The sequence below is a fragment of the Mesorhizobium sp. WSM4846 genome (genome assembly GCF_055811415.1).
Genome location: NZ_JBVVPZ010000001.1, coordinates 113,474 through 133,124, shown reverse-complemented (window position 1 = coordinate 133,124; position 19,651 = coordinate 113,474). Strand labels below are relative to the sequence as shown.

Annotated in this window: 21 protein-coding genes and 2 pseudogenes; 11 read left to right on the top strand and 12 right to left on the bottom strand. The window is 61.6% G+C overall.

Annotated features, from left to right (window positions below; all coding sequences use genetic code 11):
• Positions 1 to 43 precede the first annotated feature (43 nt).
• From AC0L15_RS00680 to AC0L15_RS00665, 4 genes and pseudogenes are all read left to right on the top strand, one after another.
• Positions 44 to 226: a hypothetical protein gene (locus tag AC0L15_RS00680; protein WP_287246360.1), complete on the top strand. Its 183-nt coding sequence runs from the start codon at positions 44 to 46 to the stop codon at positions 224 to 226.
• A gap of 43 nt (positions 227 to 269) precedes the next feature.
• Positions 270 to 1,235 carry a phosphate acetyltransferase gene (locus tag AC0L15_RS00675; protein ID WP_473495802.1) on the top strand — a complete coding sequence of 322 codons (966 nt, stop codon included), beginning with the start codon at positions 270 to 272 and terminating at the stop codon, positions 1,233 to 1,235.
• A gap of 2 nt (positions 1,236 to 1,237) precedes the next feature.
• On the top strand, positions 1,238 to 2,470 hold the full coding sequence (locus tag AC0L15_RS00670) for an acetate/propionate family kinase (RefSeq protein ID WP_287246359.1): 1,233 nt from the start codon (positions 1,238 to 1,240) through the stop codon (positions 2,468 to 2,470).
• 67 nt (positions 2,471 to 2,537) lie between these two features.
• Positions 2,538 to 2,885: pseudogene (locus AC0L15_RS00665) on the top strand (SDR family oxidoreductase); the annotation flags it as partial.
• A gap of 229 nt (positions 2,886 to 3,114) precedes the next feature.
• Here AC0L15_RS00665 and AC0L15_RS00660 read toward each other — a convergent pair.
• Together AC0L15_RS00660 and AC0L15_RS00655 are read right to left on the bottom strand one after the other, a co-directional pair.
• Entirely contained in the window at positions 3,115 to 4,191 is a 1,077-nt protein-coding gene (locus AC0L15_RS00660) for a CHAD domain-containing protein (RefSeq protein WP_473495801.1), read from the bottom strand.
• Positions 4,118 to 4,666 carry a CYTH domain-containing protein gene (locus AC0L15_RS00655; RefSeq protein ID WP_473495800.1) on the bottom strand — a complete coding sequence of 183 codons (549 nt, stop codon included), beginning with the start codon at positions 4,664 to 4,666 and terminating at the stop codon, positions 4,118 to 4,120. The genes AC0L15_RS00660 and AC0L15_RS00655 overlap by 74 nt, the downstream gene beginning before the upstream one ends.
• Positions 4,667 to 4,757: 91 nt before the next feature.
• Between AC0L15_RS00655 and AC0L15_RS00650 the strand changes: the two genes are divergently transcribed.
• Both AC0L15_RS00650 and ppk2 read left to right on the top strand, forming a co-directional pair.
• Positions 4,758 to 6,437, top strand: coding sequence for a SulP family inorganic anion transporter (locus AC0L15_RS00650; RefSeq protein WP_473495799.1), 1,680 nt, complete (start codon positions 4,758 to 4,760; stop codon positions 6,435 to 6,437).
• Positions 6,438 to 6,508: 71 nt separating this feature from the next.
• On the top strand, positions 6,509 to 7,342 hold the full coding sequence (ppk2, locus tag AC0L15_RS00645) for a polyphosphate kinase 2 (RefSeq protein ID WP_128247200.1): 834 nt from the start codon (positions 6,509 to 6,511) through the stop codon (positions 7,340 to 7,342).
• Between the two features lie 37 nt (positions 7,343 to 7,379).
• Here the strand turns inward: ppk2 and AC0L15_RS00640 are convergent, their stop codons facing one another.
• The 7 genes and pseudogenes from AC0L15_RS00640 to AC0L15_RS00610 form a co-directional block, all read right to left on the bottom strand.
• Complete coding sequence (locus AC0L15_RS00640) at positions 7,380 to 7,856, bottom strand: histidine kinase (RefSeq protein WP_128178093.1); 477 nt, start codon at positions 7,854 to 7,856, stop codon at positions 7,380 to 7,382.
• A 275-nt stretch (positions 7,857 to 8,131) separates the two neighbouring features.
• Entirely contained in the window at positions 8,132 to 8,641 is a 510-nt protein-coding gene (locus AC0L15_RS00635) for a BA14K family protein (protein WP_473495854.1), read from the bottom strand.
• Between the two features lie 256 nt (positions 8,642 to 8,897).
• A pseudogene (locus tag AC0L15_RS00630) lies at positions 8,898 to 9,138 on the bottom strand (calcium/proton exchanger); the annotation flags it as partial.
• A 257-nt stretch (positions 9,139 to 9,395) separates the two neighbouring features.
• A complete protein-coding gene (locus AC0L15_RS00625; protein ID WP_236369102.1) occupies positions 9,396 to 9,710 on the bottom strand; it encodes a DUF6665 family protein in 315 nt (104 codons plus the stop codon).
• Between the two features lie 30 nt (positions 9,711 to 9,740).
• Positions 9,741 to 11,624, bottom strand: a complete 1,884-nt coding sequence (locus tag AC0L15_RS00620) for an ABC transporter ATP-binding protein (RefSeq protein ID WP_287246354.1) — start codon at positions 11,622 to 11,624, stop codon at positions 9,741 to 9,743.
• A gap of 25 nt (positions 11,625 to 11,649) precedes the next feature.
• Positions 11,650 to 13,524, bottom strand: a complete 1,875-nt coding sequence (locus AC0L15_RS00615) for an ABC transporter ATP-binding protein (RefSeq protein ID WP_473495849.1) — start codon at positions 13,522 to 13,524, stop codon at positions 11,650 to 11,652.
• Positions 13,508 to 13,978, bottom strand: coding sequence for a hypothetical protein (locus AC0L15_RS00610; RefSeq protein WP_287064227.1), 471 nt, complete (start codon positions 13,976 to 13,978; stop codon positions 13,508 to 13,510). The genes AC0L15_RS00615 and AC0L15_RS00610 overlap by 17 nt, the downstream gene beginning before the upstream one ends.
• Before the next feature lie 417 nt (positions 13,979 to 14,395).
• On the opposite strand from AC0L15_RS00610, the gene AC0L15_RS00605 reads away from it, so the two are divergent.
• Complete coding sequence (locus AC0L15_RS00605; RefSeq protein ID WP_287064228.1) at positions 14,396 to 14,854, top strand: tRNA (cytidine(34)-2'-O)-methyltransferase; 459 nt, start codon at positions 14,396 to 14,398, stop codon at positions 14,852 to 14,854.
• Positions 14,855 to 15,023: 169 nt separating this feature from the next.
• Positions 15,024 to 15,470: a redox-sensitive transcriptional activator SoxR gene (soxR, locus tag AC0L15_RS00600; protein WP_287064229.1), complete on the top strand. Its 447-nt coding sequence runs from the start codon at positions 15,024 to 15,026 to the stop codon at positions 15,468 to 15,470.
• Here soxR and AC0L15_RS00595 read toward each other — a convergent pair.
• Positions 15,467 to 15,724 carry a hypothetical protein gene (locus AC0L15_RS00595; protein ID WP_006202578.1) on the bottom strand — a complete coding sequence of 86 codons (258 nt, stop codon included), beginning with the start codon at positions 15,722 to 15,724 and terminating at the stop codon, positions 15,467 to 15,469. The two genes, soxR and AC0L15_RS00595, sit on opposite strands and share 4 nt — an antisense overlap.
• A 105-nt stretch (positions 15,725 to 15,829) precedes the next feature.
• Between AC0L15_RS00595 and hemF the strand changes: the two genes are divergently transcribed.
• From hemF to AC0L15_RS00580, 3 genes are all read left to right on the top strand, one after another.
• Positions 15,830 to 16,744, top strand: coding sequence for an oxygen-dependent coproporphyrinogen oxidase (gene hemF, locus AC0L15_RS00590; RefSeq protein WP_287246353.1), 915 nt, complete (start codon positions 15,830 to 15,832; stop codon positions 16,742 to 16,744).
• A gap of 245 nt (positions 16,745 to 16,989) precedes the next feature.
• Complete coding sequence (locus AC0L15_RS00585) at positions 16,990 to 17,250, top strand: DUF1344 domain-containing protein (protein WP_287280436.1); 261 nt, start codon at positions 16,990 to 16,992, stop codon at positions 17,248 to 17,250.
• A 246-nt stretch (positions 17,251 to 17,496) separates the two neighbouring features.
• Positions 17,497 to 17,682 carry a DUF1059 domain-containing protein gene (locus tag AC0L15_RS00580; protein WP_023799945.1) on the top strand — a complete coding sequence of 62 codons (186 nt, stop codon included), beginning with the start codon at positions 17,497 to 17,499 and terminating at the stop codon, positions 17,680 to 17,682.
• A gap of 5 nt (positions 17,683 to 17,687) precedes the next feature.
• Here AC0L15_RS00580 and AC0L15_RS00575 read toward each other — a convergent pair whose 3' ends face one another.
• Positions 17,688 to 18,956, bottom strand: coding sequence for a CCA tRNA nucleotidyltransferase (locus AC0L15_RS00575; RefSeq protein WP_473495797.1), 1,269 nt, complete (start codon positions 18,954 to 18,956; stop codon positions 17,688 to 17,690).
• A complete protein-coding gene (locus AC0L15_RS00570) occupies positions 18,953 to 19,585 on the bottom strand; it encodes a CoA pyrophosphatase (RefSeq protein WP_128169702.1) in 633 nt (210 codons plus the stop codon). The genes AC0L15_RS00575 and AC0L15_RS00570 overlap by 4 nt, the downstream gene beginning before the upstream one ends.
• Positions 19,586 to 19,651: the final 66 nt, after the last annotated feature.

The following is a 19,651-nucleotide window of genomic DNA, read 5'->3' as shown; positions in this document are numbered from 1 at the left end:
GTGTCGTCACAAATCTGCCATCACCGGCACCGCATAGTTCTCATTGACCCGCCGCGGTGGCCTCGCCGCGCTCCACGAGGTGCTCAGTGCACGCGGTGACATGTCCGGGGAGGCGGCGGAGCGGTGGCAGCGAATTATCGGCCTGTTCGGCATCGACGCGGAGGCGGCCGTTTCCGAACTGTCGGGCAAAGCGATCAAGCCAGCCCGACTGGTCAAGGTATCCTAGCGACGGGGGAAGCCCTCAAAGGACTGTCACGGAGGACACGCTTTTGGTCCAGATTGACTCAGACAAAGCCGAAACTGCTCACGAAAAATACGAGCGCTTGATTGCGCGCGCGAAGCTTGTGCCGGCAACGAAGACCATCGTCGTGCACCCTTGCGACGAGACTTCATTGCGTGGCGCTGTTGAGGCTGCCGACGAAAGCCTGATCGTACCGATCCTGGTGGGACCATGCCGCAAAATCCGCGCGGTGGCGGAGGAACACAGTCTCGACATCGGTCGTTTCGAGCTTGTCGACATGGCGCACAGCGATGCCGCGGCCGCAAAGGGTGTTGAACTGATCCAGGAGGCGAAGGGAGAGCTACTGATGAAGGGCAGCCTCCACACCGATGAGTTGATGCGGGCCGTCACCGCGTCCGCAACGGGGTTGCGCACGGCGCGGCGGATCAGCCATGTGTTTGTGATGGATGTGCCAGCCTATGCCGAGACATTGTTCATCACCGATGCGGCGATCAATATCTTTCCCGATCTCGACGCCAAGCGCGACATCATCCAGAACGCCATCGATCTCTTCACTCAGGTCGGTCTCGGCGAGCCGCGTGTCGCTATACTTTCCGCCGTGGAAACCGTCACCTCGAAAATACCGTCAACCATCGAGGCCGCGGCGCTGTGCAAGATGGCCGATCGCGGCCAGATCACGGGCGGCGTGCTGGATGGTCCGCTCGCCTTCGACAACGCCATTGACCCGGAGGCGGCTAGAATCAAGGGCATCCGGTCCGTCGTGGCGGGGCGCGCGCAGATCCTGGTGGTCCCCGATCTCGAAGCCGGCAACATGCTTGCCAAGAATCTAACCTTCCTTGCCAAGGCGGACGCCGCCGGCATCGTGCTCGGCGCGCGCGTCCCGATCATCCTCACATCGCGGGCTGATTCCATTCGCACGCGGCTGGCTTCCTGCGCAGTCGCAGTGCTCCTTGCCGACGCGCGCCGTCGCTCGGCAGCCTTGCCGGCAACGTAGCCATGGATGCGATCCTGGTCCTCAATGCCGGCTCCTCGAGTCTGAAGTTCCAGGTATTCGGATTTGACGGGTCGGGCGGTCTGCAAAGGCAAGTCAAGGGTCAGATCGATGGCGTCGGCACATCACCGCGACTGCTTGCCATCGGGCCTGACAAGAAGCCGTTGGTAGATCAAGCCTATTCCCCAGGCGATGTCCCGGATCTTCCCGCCGCCACAAACGTCGCGGGAACCTGGCTGCGGAAGACGAAGGGATTCAAACTCACCGCTGTCGGCCACCGCGTCGTTCATGGCGGGCCGGACTATGCTGAGCCCATACAGGTGGACGAGGACGTCCTACGAAATCTTGAACGTTACGTCCCGCTTGCTCCGCTGCACCAGCCGAATAACCTGGCGCCTATCCGCGCCCTGTTCGAGCGACGTCCGGAACTGCCGCAAGTTGCCTGCTTCGACACGGCATTCCATCGAGGCCACAGCGCGTTAGCCGACCACTATGCGATTCCTGAGCGCTTTTATGCGGAGGGGGTGCGGCGGTACGGGTTTCACGGACTGTCCTACGAGTATGTCTCCGGACGTCTGCGCGAGATTGCACCCAATATCGCGAGCGGACGTGTGATCATCGCGCACCTCGGAAGCGGCGCCTCCATGTGCGCGCTATCAGAAGGCCGCAGCGTTGAAAGCACGCTTGGATTTACGGCGCTCGACGGATTACCGATGGGAACGCGCTGCGGACAGATCGATCCGGGCGTGATCCTCTACCTCATTACGGAAAAGGGCATGACGGCGGCGCAGGTGCAGGATTTGCTGTACCGTGAATGCGGGCTGAAGGGGCTGTCTGGAATCAGCAATGACGTTCGCGACCTGCTGAAGAGCGATGATGCCAACGCCGCCTTCGCATTGGACTATTTCGTTTACCGTATCGGCCTGTACGCAGGCACGTTGGCGGCAGCGCTGGGTGGTCTCGACGCCTTCGTATTCACGGCAGGGATCGGCGAGAACTCGGCCGAGATCCGGGCGCGCATAGTCGAGAAACTTGGCTGGCTTGGCGCCGAGCTGGATCAAGCCGCCAATATAGCCGGAGAGTTAGTGATCTCGAGCGAGGCAAGCCGTATTGCGCTGTTCGCGGTCCCGACAGACGAAGAACTGATGATCGCGCGTCTCACACTGGAACTTATCGGGGCGGACAAAAAGGACGGTCTGGGCGAAAGCACGCGTATCAGTGCGGAGCGTTCGCCCTAGAATCACTACTGTCGATCGCAAAGTAAGGCTTGCCGGCCGGCAAGCCCACGGAGGAAAGGCCCGTCGCATGATTCCCGTCGCAAAAGCGCAATTGCTTGAAGGCAAGAAGGGGCTCATCGTTGGCATCGCGAATGACCAATCAATCGCGTGGGGCTGCGCCAAGGCTTTCCGCGCACTGGGTGCGGAGCTCGCTGTCACATATCTGAATGACAAGGCGAGAAAGTACGTCGAACCGCTAGCTCGGGAGGTGGAAGCGCCGATCATGATGCCGTTGGACGTCGGTGTGCCGGGTCAGATAGAGGCGGTCTTCGAGCGCATTGAGAAAGCCTGGGGCGAACTCGATTTTCTCGTCCACTCGATCGCCTTCTCACCGAAGGATACACTCCAGGGCCGCGTGGTCGATGCGCCAGAGGAAGTCGCCGCCATCGGCGAGTGGCTCAAGCGCGAAGGCACCTGTCTGCTGCTCGCGCCACACCACGATGTCGGTTTCATCTCTTCCGAGAACGTGCCTATCTTAGGCTAGTGCCCGTTATGCCGGGCGGTCAGAGGTACGGTTCGGCATCAAGCTGCGATTGCTGCTCATTGTGGCCTTGCCGGTGTTCGGAAAGTCACCACATAGCAGCATCAGGCAACAAACCAGCCCGTCACTTCCAGAAGGGGCGGGTCTCGTCGAGGCTTCCCCACAAGGTTTTTGCGCCAGCCCAGCCAAATTCGGCGCGCGCCTGACTCGCTCCGATCACCCATCCGATGGCGCGTTGCGCGGCCGGATCGCCGGCGTCGGGCGCTTCCGCTCCCGTCAACATGGCTCTGGCGACCGCCGCGTCGTTCAGATCGCCGAAGACCGCCTGAAGTTTCTTCAATTGCTTCAGGAACGGTTCAGCACGTTTCGCCGGGTACAAGGGAGAGAAGAACTCAACCGCATAGCGCAGCTTCTTTAGTTCCTTGCGCAACTCGTGGCGCTGCTCCACATCGAGAGTCTCCAGTCCACGTGCGTGCTTGCTAACTTTCTTCCAGCGCTTGCTGAGTGCCTTGCCAGCCAACTCGACGACCGGCGCTGCAAGCCGCTCGGTCTGGCCAAAATCTTGAGGAACGAGCCAGCCTCGCGCCTCCACGAAACGCCCCAGGTCGATCAGGAACGCCTGCACGCGCGCGTCGGGGAGAACCTTGCGAAGGTGATCGCGCAGTCCCCCCGCCTGCCTCGAGAGAACATCGGCAAGGGGCGGCAGACCCGGTTCATCCGCGTGGGCCTCGGCCTCCCGCCGTACGATATTGTTCGTCACCATATCGATATCCCTGAGACGCCCGACCTCCTGGCCAAGCCAGCGGGCTTCCATGCTGAGCCGCGTCATTTCCGGGCTCTTCAGAACGGAAGCGCAGACAGAGAACGCGCTTCGCAATCGGCGCAGGCCGATCCGCAACTGGTGCGGCCCTTCGGGATCGCCCAGCTCCCGGATCACTACGACATTCGTGGCGACCTGATCGAGGCACTCGCGAAGGACGTCCCGTGCCGCCTGCTCGGCGATCTGAGCCCGATCGAGTGCAACGTCCTCGGCATTGCGGGGCGCGAGCGGCGGGTCGATCCGTCCCTGTTCCGCGAGCAGATAGCCGCGCGCCGCCTTGGAAAGGCGGGAGAACCTCAGGCCCCCCTCAGGAAACAGTAGATGTGCAATGTCGAACAGTCCGCCCAGGCTGCCCTCGATGGAGTTCGATCTCGAGTTCATGCAACTCGGCCGAGCGCGCCCCGGCGTGGATTTCGCCGATGTTTATTGCCAGTTCCGCACGCGTGCCGTCCTCAAGGGACAACTCGCTGGCGGAACGCCTGATCACGGTCTCGCAGACGAACTCAAGCGGCGCGCCGTTCACGCGGCGAACGACCTCCTCTCGGACCGCTGCGTCCGGAATCGCTTCGAGACACAGCCGCCCGCCCGGAGCCGGGTTCTCCACCTCGCCAACCTGCGACAGACCGCCATGCTGCTCTGGCTTGGTCTTAACGGTCTGTATCCAACGCCGCCCGTCGCGCCGGAGTCTGAGCGCCATTCCTGCCTTCTTCAGCGCATGATCAGGGGTGTCGAGATAGATGCTTTTGAGCGTCCTGGTTTTCGGGCGGCCAGTAACCAGCTTCAACGCCTTCGCGCGCACGCCCAGTTGGCTCGACGTCAGTTCGTCGAGGAGAAATTTTAGCTCGATCTCGCTCATGGCCGAGTGTTGTAGTGTTGTCAGGCCCGGTGCAAGACTATAGAGTAGCTGAAGCTGATAAAATAGCTATGCCAGCTAAGGATTCAACCCGGTGGGCTTGCGCCTTCCCGTGCTTACGAGCCTTTCCGTTTATCAACCGGGCTGGGTGCGGAGCGATGTCTCTGCCGGGCTTGCAGTTGCCGCGGTTGGGCTTCCCAGTGCTATCGCCTATCCTGCGATAGCGGGCCTGCCGCCTGAGACCGGCATCTACGCGAGCATCGCGCCGCTGGTTGCCTACGCGATCTTTGGCCCCTCGCGTCAGCTCATAGTCGGTCCGGACGCGGCTACGATGACGGTGCTTGCGGGGGTTTTGGTCGCGGTTACCGCGAGCGTGCCAGTCGGGCTCGAAGTGGACCGAACTGCGATCGCAGCAATCCTCGCGCTTGGCGTCGGTTTGTTTTGCCTGGCGGCGTGGGTGCTTCGGCTCGGCGTTCTTGCAACCTTCCTGTCGCGTCCCATCCTGACGGGGTTCTTCATCGGCATCTCGCTTTCGATCCTGATCGGCCAAATCGGTCGCTTCACCGGACTCAAGATCGAGGCGGAAGGCCTGCTCGCACCGGTCCTCGAACTTCTGCGCAAGGCCGGATCGATACATTGGCCGTCTCTTCTGCTGGCCTTGGGGATGTTCGGTTTGTTGCAGATCGCGCGGGCCATGCGTTTTCCGGTTCCCGGGCCAGTGCTGGTCGTGGTCCTCTCCGTAGTGCTTTCGGCCGTTTTCGACTTTGAAGGACGCGGCATCGCCGTAGTCGGCGATATTCCGACAGGGTTGCCCTCGTTGTCGTTGCCAGCGATCGCTGACCTTCCGATCCAGACATTGGCCCTCGGCGCCGCGGCGATCTTCCTCGTGAGCTACGGCGCCGGCATCATTACGGCCCGCAGCTTTGGGGCAATAGGCGGCTACCCGGTCGATCCAAACCGCGAACTCATCGGATTTGGCGCTGCGAACATAGGGGCGGGCCTTTTCGGCGCCTTCCCGGTGACGGCCTCCGACTCGCGCACGGCGGTCAACCTTACCGTTGGCGGACGCTCGCAGGTGACGAGCATCGTGGCTGCCGCGACCCTGATCGCGACACTGCTGTTTCTCGGTCCGACCCTAAGGATTATCCCGATCCCTGCGCTCGGGGCGATTCTTGCGGCTACTGCAATCAGCCTGATAGATCTCGCCGCCCTTAGGCAGATTTGGCGCATCAGCCGCATGGAGTTCGTCTTCGCCCTTATCGCGATGTGGGGTCCGATCGGTCTGGGCGTCCTTAACGGGGTTGTCATCGCGATCGGCGCGACGCTGGTCTATGTTTTGCGCAAGCTGATGTTTCCCCGCGACGCTATGCTCGGCCGTGTTCCAGGCCATGACGGTTTCTACAAACTGCATCGAACGCCCGAGGCCCGTCAGGTACCCGGCCTCGCCGTATGCCTCATTCAAGGCAGCCTGCTGTTCTTCAACACCGACTACATCGCATCGCGGCTGCGGTCCATTGCCCAGGAATTGCCGGCCGACACACGCTGGCTGCTGATTGATGCAAGTGCAATTTCCCAGATCGACAGCTCGGCAGCGGCAATGCTGGACGAGCTATGTGACGAATTGCGCAATCGCGGGATCAGGCTTGGCGTAGCGGAGCTTCACGCCGAAGCGCGCGATATCCTTGTTCGCGCCGGCGTGATCGAGCGCATTGGCTCCGACATGGTCTTCGACATTCCCGAAGAGGCGTATCATGCGTTCGAGGCCCAAGCGTGACAGTTCAGGGACTCTCCTGCTGTCACTAACTGTCATTTTAATGGCTGCGTGCCAGTGGAGTGGAGGAAGACATGAGTAAGAAGAATAGAGACAGGGCGGCGGCTACGATATCCGAACCGGCGGAGGAAGCGAAATCGGGAGGAAAAAAATATGCGAAGGAACTCGCCCGGTTGCAGGTCGAGCTTTCCCACCTTCAGGCCTGGGTAAAGAAGTCTGGTGCCCGCATCTTGATCATTTTCGAGGGCCGTGACGCCGCCGGGAAAGGCGGCGTGATCAAGCGCATCACCGAGCGCGTCAGCCCACGCGTGTTCCGCGTCGTCGCCCTGCCGGCTCCGACCGATCGGGAGAAGACCCAGATCTACATTCAGCGCTACGTCCAGCACCTGCCCGCCGGAGGCGAGATCGTGATATTCGACCGCTCCTGGTACAACCGTCCTGGCGTTGAACGCGTCATGGGCTTCTGTAGCGAGAAGCAGGTGCGGCGCTTTCTCGAACAGGCGCCAGGTTTTGAAGCCACCCTTGTCGAAAGCGGCATAACGTTGCTCAAATACTTCCTCGATGTGAGTGAGGAAGAACAGGAGCGGCGTTTCCGACAGCGGGCCGACGACCCCCTTCGACAGTGGAAACTGAGCCCGATGGATGTCGAATCGTACAACCGCTGGTGGGATTACACCCGCGCTTACGACGAGATGATCCGTGCAACAGACACAAGGCATGCGCCCTGGTGGATTGTGCCGTCAAACGACAAGAAGCGCGCGCGCATCAACTGCATTTCGCACATTCTGAGCTCCATCCCCTATGAGCGCGTCGAGTTCGAAAAACCTAACTTCAGCAAACGCCAGAAGCGGCCCGACAACTTCGTGGACGATGCAACTCCGCGCAACGTGGTGCCGAACGTGCTTTGACCCAGCTAGACACGCAGTTCAGAACCATTACCGGTTCCTATTTGGTTTCGGGCTCCCAATTTAAGAAGAAGCCGACGTCGCCAGGGATTCCGCCGGGGAAGTTAATAATCATGGCCTTAAGCTTATAACCCTGCGGCTTCGCATTCTTCTGGTAGCGCTCATAGAACTGCTTGGCCTTGCCCTGGAGCGTTTCGGGCCATTGCGGATCAGCGCTGTTGATGGCTCGGCCGCTGTCAGTGCAAAGGGCCGACGGAAAACTATATACTAGTGCTTCGTACTTGCCGTTCTTGACAGCGTTCATCACCAGGCGGCGGACCATCGCGATTTCATTCTCGTTCACCTGGTCCTTGAGGAAACTTTCTGTGAACTTCGTGAGCTCCTGATTTTTTTTCGCCCGCAGCTTTTCCTGCTTGTCTGCCTCCGCCATCTGCTCCTCTAGGAGAGCCATTCGCAGTTGCTCAGCGCTCGGCGGCGCCGCATTTATGTCTAAAGCTGTGTCTTTGATGTTGGCCATTTTCTCCTCCACTCGAAACCGTTCGAGAATAGAACACAGAGGCAGATCGACGTCTTGCCAATCTCGTTCGTTGGGCTCAATTCATGCCCACCCAACCGCAAGACGTAAATCAGCAGGGTAGTCGACTGAGGCAGGCTTCCAGCCGCACGTTGAAGGAATCGGCCGCCGCGGCAAGAAGTCTTGTCTTCGCAGTCCAGCTACCATTCCATGATGCCATGTGGGCACATCAAGGTCAAATTCGCGATAGGCGGTAGAATGTGTCGCGACAGGCCACGCTAGTAGCAATTACCGGAATCGGCTTCCCGGGGCGAGCATGGGCGATAGGACCTGTTTGAGTGATACCCATTGCCATAATACCGGTCGCCATAATACCGGTTGCGGTAATACCGGTCGCGGTAATACGGTTCGCCATAATAAGATCCGCCATAATAGGATCCGCCATAATAAGGTCTGCCGTAATAGGGTCCGCCGTAATACGGATCGCCGTAGAAGCCGCTTCGGTAATACCCGCCGTAGTAGCCGTTGTTGTTGGCGATCATGCTGCCGAGCAGCGCTCCAGCGACAAATGCGCCGGCGGGAAACCAAAAGTCGTTGTGCCTATGGTATCCCGGACGATAGTGGCGATAGCCGCGATAACCCCTGTACCAGCCATCTCGAATTTGGATGACATCGGACTGCGCGCTTTGTGTCCTGGGCACGAAGATCGGTGCGGCATCAACTGGAACAGTGCTTGTAAGTGCAAAAGTGGCGACCAGGGAGGTCGCTATGCCTGACAGGAACCTCATGATCGCGTCCCCTCGCTGGTGGCAATGTTTGCCGTATGCGAAACGTCGTCATTAACTGAAAGAAACGTCGTCGATCCAAATTTGTTCCCGACCGGCAAATTGTCTCAAGCCGCTCCGAACCTTTGACGGTCAGACAGGCCGCCGTCCCCAGAGCTACGGGCGCCGGCAACATCGATTCGCCTGCGTCCGGATGGGGATTCCCGCCGCCGAAAAACTCCCGATGCGTTTTAAGCGAGAATACCAGACCCAGTGAGTAGATGATCAGTTCGGTGAGGTTGCCCAGCGTCGCATTGAGAAGGCCGCCCACCAGTATCGCCCGTCTTGGTCGCCATCGACTCGGTGGCGTAGCTCAGCAGCGCAGCCAGCGGCACGATCGCCAGCACGGAAAGCACAAAAAGCAGCGTGTGTGCTTCGGGCTCGAGTGCTTGGGCGACAAACACCGCAGGCACAAAGGCCAACAACCAGAGAACGGGATTGTCACGGATTTCTTTGAGCAACGGGGGCCATGGATACGATCAGCGAAATACTGCTTGTCTTAGAACGAGTGCTGGCTGGTCCATGGCTTCAACCCCGCTAGTAGGCTTCCGAGCCATCAGTGCTGGTTGCCAAAAATGTCAGCTATCAGGCAGCGAAATGGGCTGATGAAGGGCGGCTTCGGGTCAACTTATTCCGTAGCGCGAGCGATCTGAACGACTGGAACGGGGTCGAAATCGGTATTTCGTCTTCGGTACCATCAGATTTTCAACACTATTGTCTATTTGGCGCCGAGCCTGGCCAGCACGGCCTTGGGGATGTTGTATTCCCGGATCACCGCGTCGTGCTTGCGCAAGCCGCACAATTCGCGCTGGATGAAGTAGGCGTGGACCGCCTCGGCCGCGTCCCTGAGCAGCCGGGCACGTTGATCGCCATCGTCGCCATGTTCACGCAATCTCGCCAGCGTCTCATCCACGCGCCGGCCGGCGCGGCCGAGCGCCGCCGCCTTTTCCCCGAGGATTTCATGGCCGAGCAGGTCGAGCGCGCTTTCCTGCGCCCCCGACCGTCCGAAATTCGATGGCATTCGCACCGACATGATTCACTCCGGTTTTGCTGAAATCTGGTCCTACTCCGCCGGCCGAGTCTCCTCCAGCACGCTCTCCTCGTTGAACAGGAAGCCGCCGGACTGCCGCTTCCACAGCCGCGCATAGAGCCCATCGAGCGCGACCAGCTCGTCATGCGTGCCTTGCTCGACGATGCGGCCTCCGTCGAGCACCACCAGGCGATCGAGTGCGGCGATGGTCGACAGCCGGTGCGCGATGGCGATGACCGTCTTGTTCTCCATCAGCCGCACCAGATTTTCCTGGATGGCCGCCTCGATGTCGGAATCGAGCGCCGACGTCGCCTCGTCGAGTATCAGGATCGGCGCGTCCTTGAGGAAGACGCGGGCGATCGCCACGCGCTGGCGCTGGCCGCCAGACAATTTCACGCCGCGCTCGCCGACAAAGGCCTCATAGCCCTGGCGATCGCGATTGTCGCGCAAGTCGAGGATGAAGTCGTGCGCCTCGGCCTTCTTCGCGGCCGCGATCACCTCGGCGTCTGTTGCTTCCGGCATGCCGAGCTTGATGTTGTCGCGCAAGGAACGGTGGAAAAGCGCGGTATCCTGGCTGACGACGCCAATGTTGGCACGCAGCGAATTCTGCGTCACCTTCGAGACGTCCTGGCCGTCGATGGTGATCTTGCCGGCCTCGAGCTCGTAGAGGCGCAGGATCAGATTGGCCAGCGTCGTCTTGCCGGCGCCGGACGGACCGACCAGTCCGACCTTCTCGCCCGGCCGCACGACAAGATCGATGCCGTTGAGCACGCCAAATCCCTTGCCGTAGTGGAACTCGACGTTGTTCACTTCGATCCGGCCGCCGGTCACGACAAGCTCCTTGGCGTCGGGCGTATCGGTCAGGCCGAGCGGCTGCGAGATCAGCGCCTTCGAGTTTTCCAGCACGCCGAGATTCCGCAGGATGCTGTTGAGCTGCATCATCAGCCGGCCGAGCAGCATGTTGAGCCGCAACACCAGGGACAGCGTGAAGGCGACGGCGCCGACGGTGATCGAGCCTTCGAGCCAGAGATAGACGGCAAAACAGGCGATCGCGGTGATCATGATCCCCGACAGCGTCGTCAGCGCCATGCGCACGCCGGTCAGCCTGCGGGTGAACGGGCGCAGCGCATCGAGATAGATGTTGAAGCCGCTCCTGATGTATCGGTCGTCGCCATCGGCGGAGAACAGCTTCAGCGTCTGCACGTTCGAGTAGGAATCGACAAAGCGGCCGGTGATCATCGAACCGGCCTCTGCGGTTTGCTCGGCATGCTTGCGGATCGCCGGCAGATAGCGCCTGGCCAGCCAGCCGAAGGCGGTGATCCAGATCACCACCAGCGCCGCCAGCCGCAAGTCGAGGCCGGCGACCAGCACCAGCGTCGTCACCGTATAGACGACCATGAACCAGACGACCTCGATGAAGCTTTGCATCAAATCGCCGGTCGCCTGCCCGGCCTGCCAGACTTTTGTTGCGATGCGGCCGGCGAAATCGTTCTGGAAGAAGTTGTAGGACTGGCGCGAGACATGGCGGTGCGCCTGCCAGCGCACCAGATTGTAGAAGCCGGGGGTGATCGTCTGCTCGTCGACCAGCGCCGCCACGCCTACGACGATGGTGCGGACGACCAGCACCACGGCGGCCATGAAGACAAGTTCGGGACCGGCGGCAGTCCACAGCGCATCCCAGCTGCGCTCGCCAGGGAGCTGGTCGAGAATGTCGACCAGCCTGCCGACGAAGTAGAACAGCCCAGCCTCGACCAGCGGCGCAATGCCGCCGATGACAAGCATGGCGAAGAAGGCGACCTTCGCCTGGCCGACATAGTGCCAGAGGAAACCGCTGACGCTGACCGGTGGCCGAAGGCTCGCGGGCTCCCTGAACGGATAGACCCAGTTCTCGAACCAGCGATAGACGGCAATCATCATTCTGGTGCCATCATTCTGCGGCCCATCATTCCGCTGCTTGACCCTTCACAATGGCATCGTTGGCGGCCGCACGCTCGTCGAGCAGGAAGCCGCCCGACTGACGCTGCCAAAGCTGCGCATAGAGCCCGCCGCTGGCGACGAGTTGCTCATGCGAACCCTCCTCGATGACGCGGCCCTTGTCCATAACGACGAGCCGGTCCATCGCCGCGATCGTCGAGAGCCGGTGCGCGATAGCGATGACGGTCTTGCCTTGCATGAGCTTGTAAAGGTTCTCCTGGATCGCCGCCTCGGCCTCTGAATCGAGCGCAGACGTCGCCTCGTCGAGGATGAGGATCGGTGCGTCCTTCAGCATAACACGGGCAATCGCGATGCGTTGCCGCTGGCCGCCTGACAATTTGACGCCACGATCGCCGACATGCGCATCGAAACCGGTGCGGCCACTGGCGTCCGAAAGCCTTGATATGAAATCAAGCGCCTCGGCGCGGCGTGCTGCCTCGACCAGCATCTCGTTGCTGGCGTCCGGTCGGCCATAAAGGATGTTCTCGCGCACTGAGCGATGCAGCAGCGAGGTATCCTGCGTGACCATGGCGATCTGGGCGCGCAGCGAATCCTGCGTCACCGCCGCGATTTCCTGGCCGTCGATCAGGATCTTGCCGCTTTCAAGGTCGTAGAAGCGCAACAGAAGGTTGACCAGCGTCGACTTGCCGGCGCCCGAGCGGCCAACGATGCCGACCTTTTCGCCCGGCTTCACTGTCAGCGACAGGCGTTCGATCATGCCTTTCTGCTTGCCGTAGTGGAAGCGGATGTCTTCGAAACGGATCTCGCCCTTGGTCACGACAATGTCCTTGGCGCCAGGCCTGTCTTCGACGACGCGCGGCAGCGAGATCGAGCTGATGCCGTCCTGCACCGTGCCGATATTCTCGAACAGGGTGGACATCTCCCACATGATCCATTGCGACATGCCCCAGAGCCGAAGCACGAGGCCGATGACTAGGGCGACGGCGCCGATCGTCACCACCTGGCCGAGCCAAAGCCACAGCGAGATCGCAGTGACCGAAAACAACAGCAGTGAGTTGAGGACGTAGAGCAGGCCGTAGAGCTGCGTCACCAACCGCATCGATCGGTAGACCGTATCGAGAAAGCCGGCCATGCCTTCCCGGGCGAAGGACGCCTCGCGCCGCGCATGCGAGAACAGCTTGACCGTCTGGATGTTGGAGTAGCTGTCGACGACGCGGCCGGTCATGGTCGAGCGCGCGTTGGCCTGCTCCTCGCCGACCTTGCCCAACCGCGGGATGAAATAGCGCAGCAGCAAGACATAGCCGGCAAGCCAGACGGCAAGCGGTGCCGCCAGCCGCCAGTCGGCCGAGCCGACAATGAACAGCATGCCGAGGAAATACACCACGACATAATTGAGCACATCGATGAGCTTGATGACGCATTCGCGCACGGCGAGCGCCGTCTGCATCAGCTTGGTCGCGATGCGTCCGGCGAACTCGTCCTGGTAGAAGGCCATCGACTGCTTGAGCAGGTAGCGATGCACCTGCCAGCGGATACGCATCGGATAGTTGCCCATCAGCGTCTGCTGGTTGAGGAGCGCATGGAACCAGACCGTCCCCGGCAGCGCGAAAACCACGATGAAAGCCATGCCTGCGAGCTTCCATCCCTCGGTTTGCAGGAATGTCTCGCGATTCTGCACCGACAGCCAGTCGACGATCCTGCCCATGAAGCCGAACATCCACACTTCGGCAAGGGCGATAGCCGTCACCAGCATCGCATCGATTGCGATGTAGGGCCAGGCGCCGCGCGTATAGTGGACGCAGAAGGCGATCAGCGTCTTCGGCGGCTCGACCGGCTCCTCGGCAGGGAACGGATCGAGCCTTGTTTCAAACCAGCGGAACATTGTCTTGGTACTCACATGCTCGTTTTCGCTCTCGCCGCGCGGGAGCGTGTAGCGTCCTGGGAGCGCATGGCGTCATGGGTCGCGTGGCAGCAAGGACCGGCGTCCCGGAATCACCCGGGCCGCCGATCCTGCTTCGCGCAATATAGGATGTCGCGGGCTTTTCGCCGACAGGCTCGTTTGACGATCCTGACAGCGCTGCGTCGACGACCCGGAGTTTCGCGCCGGATTTCGCGCCAGGGCGGATCAGCCTGATAATCCGGCGCACCAGCGACGGCCGGCTGCGGTCGGGAACCGCGCGCGAGAAGTCGACGTCCGGCAGCATGCCGCGATGCGGGCGCCGGCGGGTTTCGGCGTGAACCGCCGACGAGTAGGTTTCGCCGACCAACAGCGCCCAGGTCGCCATCCTGCGCTCGTGCAGGTTTCTTGAACCGGGAATTTTGCAGGGATCGAACATCGGTCCGTCCTCCATGTGAAAATAGGGAGAAAAATCCGGCCTGTTCGCAGCTGAATGGCCAGCGAAAGGCGGGGGTTGAACAGCGGCGTGCTCAGGCGGGGCGTTCAGCCCCTTCGACAGCTTGAAAAACATCGCAGGATTCCTTCGAAGACCGAAAAAGGGTTTCGGCTAAGAATCGGTGCGATCGAAGTCTAAAAGGTCAGGAGAATCGTCGAACCGAAACCGCCGGCAGGCTGGTAAGCCCACATGAGGGGCGCTGGATGTGCATGATCATCATGAATTACCCCTCCATCGGTTCGGGTTGACAATGCCCGGCGTATAACCGACTTCGCAGAAAATGACCACCCGCCGGTCCAGAAATTTCCAAAACCGCGAACCTGTTGTGGCCGATCTGCCACTTATTAGAAGGATGCGGAAATGAACAACCGTCTCCGCATCGCGCTCTACCAGCCGGATATCGCCGGCAACACCGGGACAATCCTGCGCTTCGCGGCTTGCCTCGGTCTCGGCGTCGACATCATCGAACCGGCCGGCTTCCCGCTCTCCGACCGGGCGCTGAAACGGGCCGGCATGGATTATCTCGAAATGGCGGCGCTGACCCGGCATGTCGAATGGCAAGCCTTCGAGCACTGGCGCAGAGGCGAAGCGCGGCGGCTGGTACTGCTGTCGACCAGAGCCGCGACCGCCTACACCGATTTCGCCTTCGCCGGTGCCGACATTCTTCTGTTCGGCCGCGAATCCGCAGGCGTGCCTGACCCTGTCCACGAGGCGGCGGATGCGCGACTGATCATCCCGATGCAGCCGGGCGCGCGCAGCATCAACGTCGCGCTTTCCGTCGCCATGGTGGCCGGCGAGGCGATCCGACAGCTCGGATAGGATTTGCAGATCCTCAGCGGGTGCAGCGATTGTGGCGGCTTTCTCGCCGACGACCGCACCGCCACTTGTCATTCTCACCCAGGCGCACATCGCCTTCTCCTGCGGTTTGCATTTCAAGGGTTTCTTCGTTACAAGCTCAACTTAACTTGAGGTCAAGCGGAAAATTCGAATGGCTGCGGTGACGGAACTGACGGTCGGCCAGGTGGCCACGCGCAGCGGGGTGGCAGTGTCGGCGCTGCATTTCTACGAGGCGCGCGGACTGATCCGCAGCCACCGCACATCAGGCAACCAGCGGCGCTACGGCCGCGACGTGCTGCGGCGGGTGGCGATCATCAAGGTGGCACAGGAGGTCGGCATCTCGCTGGCCGAGATTGGCGAGGCATTGGCATCGCTGCCTGAAGGCCGCACGCCTACGCGCGAGGACTGGAATGTGCTTTCAACCGCCTGGCGCGACCAGCTCGATCGCAAGATTGCCCAGTTGAAGAAGCTGCGCGACGGGCTGACCGACTGCATCGGCTGCGGCTGCATGTCGATCGACAAGTGCCCGCTGCGCAACAAGGAAGACCGGCTGAGCGCCCAAGGCCCGGGAGCAAGGCGGTTGTTGGTCGCTCGCTAATCCGCCGCCGGCAATCGCCTGATGGTGAATTCGATGACGTCGCCCGGCCGCTCGAACCAGCTTTCGATCTCGGTCCAGTAGGCCTGCTTGGGAAAGCGCTCGAACCACTCTTTCGCCTTGAGCCGCGCATCGGAGCGCGGCAGGACGAAGGTCTCGCGCAAAAACCCGTCGCGCGGCATGCGCTCGCGCTCGGCGCGCGAACGGTCGAGCCTCTTCTTCAGGCCATCCAGCGGCGGTCTTGCCGGAGTGCGCACGAAAGGACTCCATTCACACTTGACCCTTGCACCTAAGAGATTAGGGATCGCGGCCGGAAAAAACGAGTCATTTGTCGGGGTACGCCCGACAACAGGAGACAGCATTTGCAACGACCCGAAATACCGGCGGGGCTGCCGGCCGACATCGAACAGAAGAAGATGAAGGCGCGGCTGTGGTACGAGACGCTGCGCGAGCGCATCTGCGCCGCCTTCGAGCAGATCGAGCAGGACCTGCAGGGGCCGCAGGCCTCGTGGTCGCCCGGCCGCTTCGAAAAGACGCCGTGGCAGCGCGACGCCGGCAAGGGCGGCGGCGGCACCATGTCGATGATGCGCGGCCGCGTCTTCGAGAAGGTCGGCGTCCACACCTCGACGGTCTATGGCGAGTTCTCGCCGGAGTTCAGGAAGCAGATGCCGGGCGCCGAGGAAGACCCGCGCTTCTGGGCGAGCGGCATTTCGCTGATCGCCCATCCGTGGAACCCCAACGTGCCGGCGGTGCACATGAACACGCGCATGGTCGTCACCGCGCGCCAGTGGTTCGGCGGCGGCGCCGACCTGACGCCGGTGCTCGACCGTCGCCGCAGCCAGGAGGACCCGGACACGGTCGCCTTCCACCGCGCCATGCAATTTGCCTGCGAGAAGCACGCTGGCGTCGCCGACCACGCGAAATTCAAGGCCTGGTGCGACGAGTATTTCTATCTGCCGCACCGCAACGAACCGCGCGGCACCGGCGGCATCTTCTTCGACTGGCTGCATTCGGACGAGGACAAAGGCGGTTGGAACGCCGATTTCAACTTCGTCCAGGATATCGGGCGCACTTTTCTCGTCGTCTACGGGCATTTGGTGCGGGCCAATTTCAACGACAACTGGACCGAGGGCGACCGCGAAGAACAGCTCATTCGCCGCGGCCGCTATGTCGAATTCAACTTGCTTCACGATCGCGGCACCATCTTCGGGCTGAAGACCGGCGGCAACGTTGCCGCGATCCTGTCCAGCCTGCCGCCAGAGGTGAAATGGCCGTAAAATCTCGGTGAGTTGGACGTGAGTCGCAATCGGTCCAAATCGCAGGATTCTGGCGGCGAATGTGGCGCGCAGAATATCTTTTTCGTCTAATATCCATTTGAAAAAGCAAGACTATTTTTCGTTACGGGCCGGGAAACGCCGGCGGTTCTCGCCTCCCTGGAACCGCGACCCGACGCGACCGGACGGCCCATGATTGAGTGGGGCACCTCCGAAAAATGGTGCCTTCATTTCCAGGAGAGCATGCCATTCGCAAGCTTATTATGTCGGTTGCGGCTGCCGCCGCTCTTGCCTCTGGTGGCGCTGCCTTCGCAGCGGTCAAGCACACCACGGGCACGATCAAGACTTACGATGGAACGGCCATGAGCCTTGTTCTGGATAACGGATCTACCTTTACGCTGCCCAAGGCCTTCAAGAATCCTGGCCTGAAGGCTGGCGAAAAGGTCCGGGTTTCGTGGGACATGAGCGGCAAGCACAAAATTGCCGAGGCAGTCAGGATCGTGAAGTGATAGCCTGCCCGCTGGAGCAAGACGAGGTCTTGCCTCCGGGGTAGCGTCAAGAGGGCGGAGCAGCGATGCTCCGCCTTTTTCGGTCTCTGCAGCAACCAAAACCATCCGATCGTGTTATGCTGGTTCCGCCAGCGCATGACCCGAAAACCGAACCGGTTTCCGACAGAGATCATGCGTCGATCAAAGGTGCTGGAGCTTCCGTGTCAGAGCAGATGCGGCACTCCGAGGAGGAAAGGGAGAAATCCGATGAAGGAATTCCACTGCGGCTCGCTGGTTCCGGGTTGTGACTGGCATACGCGCGCCGACGAGGAAGCCGAGATCATGCGTCGTGCCGTCGAGCATATGCGTGAGACGCATGGCGAGACGATCATTCGCGAGACGATGATCGAAGCGATCCGTTCGCGCATCGAAAAGGCTCGCGACGCGGCCTGATTTGCCTAATTTTCGAGTGCTTCTGCGGCGCGCTTGAGAAGTGCGCCGCGATCCAGCGCAAAGCCGGACTCGATCCACTCGTTTTCGAGGTCCTTCAGGGTTGCGCCGAGTTTCGGCCCGGGCGACGCGCCAAGCCTCGTCAGATCGGCGCCCTTGAGCGGAAAGTCGGGCTTTTTCCATTTTCCGGCAAAGGCCAGCAGCCGCGAAAAGCCGCCAGCTTCGAGCAGCGCGTCGTTGTCCTCGACGGCGCGGGCTCGAGCGGAAGCGAGCGACAGCCGCAAGCGATCGACAAGACCCTGACGATCGCCGCGATAGAGCCGTTTTGCGAGTTCCGCTTCGGTCGTCTTCGGCCCGACGGGCGCTGTCAGCGCCCACTGCCTGAGGCGACCGGCGTCGCTGACGGAGAACCTCAACCGCTCGGCGAGCGTCTTCATCCGCGCTGCGTCCGGCGGCACGATCGCTTCCAGCCTGAGCAGCGGGTCCGGCATCCAGTCGAGATCCTTCTCCGCCCTGGTCAGCGCATGGATCGCATCGATGCCCCATTTCTCGCTCTCCGGCAGAACGCTGGTGAGCACGCCCGCCTGGCGCATCCACAGCAGGGCGCGCGATGGATCGGGGGCCGACAGCAGCTTCTTCAGTTCGGACCAGACGCGCTCGACCGAGAGTTGGCCAAGCCCCTCCTTGAGCCGGGCGCAAGCCTTCAGCCCTTCGGCATCCGGCCGGCCGTCGCCATACCAGGCGAAGAAGCGGAAAAAGCGTAGGATGCGCAGATAATCCTCGCGGATGCGCGCCTCCGGATCGCCGATGAAGCGCAGCCGGCGCGCCTCGATATCGGCAATGCCGCCGACCAGGTCGACGATCGTGCCGTCGGCCTCGGCATAGAGCGCGTTGATGGTGAAATCGCGTCGTTCCGCATCGGCCCTCCAGTCGCGCCCGAACAACACTTTTGCCCGCCGTCCGTCGGTCTCGATGTCGGCGCGCAGCGTGGTCACCTCGAATGGCTTGCCGCCGGCGACAATCGTGATGGTGCCGTGCTCGATGCCGGTCGGCACCGCCTTGAAACCCGCCGCCTTGGCGCGGCGGATGGTCTCGTCAGGCACGGTTGTGGTGGCGATATCGACGTCGGCAACCGGCTGGCCGATGAGCGCATTGCGTACCGCACCGCCGGCGACGCGCGCCTCCTCGCCGCCATCCGCCAAAGCCGCCAGCAGGCGCTGCAAATGCCGTTCCCCGAGCCAGTCGGCTTTGCCCGCGAGCGACACCCGGCCGCTCACGTATAGAGCCTTTCATAGAGCGTGCGAATGATGCCCGCGGTGACGCCCCAGATGCGTTGTCCGTCATAGGGCATTTCGTAGAAGACCCATTCGAGATCGTTCCACATGCGGCTGTCGCGGCCGTGGTTGGCCGGGTCCATCAGAAAGCGCAGCGGCACTTCGAAGGCGGCGTCGACCTCCTCGGAATTCAGCGTCAGTGAAAAGTCCGGCCGCACTATTCCCAGCACCGGGGCGATCCGGTAGCCGCTGCCGGAGACGTAATCGGGCATGCGGCCAATGATCTCGACCCGATCCTGGCCAAGCCCGATCTCCTCGAATGTCTCGCGCAATGCCGCCGCCTCCGGGCTCGGATCGGTAGGATCGATCGTGCCTCCGGGAAAGGCCACCTGCCCCGAATGGCTGCGCAGCTTTTCCGCCCGCTTGGTCAGCAGAACCGTTGCATCGCGTCCATGATCGACCACCGGGATCAGCACGGCGGCATCGCGCAGCGCCTTTGCGAGCTTCAAACGCGGATGTCCCGGGTTGAAGCGATGGTCGCCATAATCGTCGGCGGCATGCGCCAGCGGCTGCGCCGCGACGCGGGCGCGAAAATCCGCGGCCGAAAACGGCGCCGGCGTCACTTGGTCCATAGTGTCACCTGGTTCATCGCGTCACCTGGTCCATCATGCCCCGGTTCATTTGGCCCCGGTCCATTT

Excerpts from the sequence above, each read along its gene's own strand:
- AC0L15_RS00670 (WP_287246359.1), top strand. The coding sequence starts at position 1,238 with ATGGATGCGATCCTGGTCCTCAATGCCGGCTCCTCGAGTCTGAAGTTC.
- AC0L15_RS00660 (WP_473495801.1), bottom strand. The coding sequence starts at position 4,191 with ATGAACTCGAGATCGAACTCCATCGAGGGCAGCCTGGGCGGACTGTTC.
- AC0L15_RS00655 (WP_473495800.1), bottom strand. The coding sequence starts at position 4,666 with ATGAGCGAGATCGAGCTAAAATTTCTCCTCGACGAACTGACGTCGAGC.
- ppk2 (WP_128247200.1), top strand. The coding sequence starts at position 6,509 with ATGAGTAAGAAGAATAGAGACAGGGCGGCGGCTACGATATCCGAACCG.
- AC0L15_RS00640 (WP_128178093.1), bottom strand. The coding sequence starts at position 7,856 with ATGGCCAACATCAAAGACACAGCTTTAGACATAAATGCGGCGCCGCCG.
- AC0L15_RS00635 (WP_473495854.1), bottom strand. The coding sequence starts at position 8,641 with ATGAGGTTCCTGTCAGGCATAGCGACCTCCCTGGTCGCCACTTTTGCA.
- AC0L15_RS00625 (WP_236369102.1), bottom strand. The coding sequence starts at position 9,710 with ATGTCGGTGCGAATGCCATCGAATTTCGGACGGTCGGGGGCGCAGGAA.
- AC0L15_RS00620 (WP_287246354.1), bottom strand. The coding sequence starts at position 11,624 with ATGATGATTGCCGTCTATCGCTGGTTCGAGAACTGGGTCTATCCGTTC.
- AC0L15_RS00615 (WP_473495849.1), bottom strand. The coding sequence starts at position 13,524 with ATGTTCCGCTGGTTTGAAACAAGGCTCGATCCGTTCCCTGCCGAGGAG.
- AC0L15_RS00610 (WP_287064227.1), bottom strand. The coding sequence starts at position 13,978 with ATGTTCGATCCCTGCAAAATTCCCGGTTCAAGAAACCTGCACGAGCGC.
- AC0L15_RS00605 (WP_287064228.1), top strand. The coding sequence starts at position 14,396 with ATGAACAACCGTCTCCGCATCGCGCTCTACCAGCCGGATATCGCCGGC.
- soxR (WP_287064229.1), top strand. The coding sequence starts at position 15,024 with ATGGCTGCGGTGACGGAACTGACGGTCGGCCAGGTGGCCACGCGCAGC.
- AC0L15_RS00580 (WP_023799945.1), top strand. The coding sequence starts at position 17,497 with ATGAAGGAATTCCACTGCGGCTCGCTGGTTCCGGGTTGTGACTGGCAT.
- AC0L15_RS00570 (WP_128169702.1), bottom strand. The coding sequence starts at position 19,585 with ATGGACCAAGTGACGCCGGCGCCGTTTTCGGCCGCGGATTTTCGCGCC.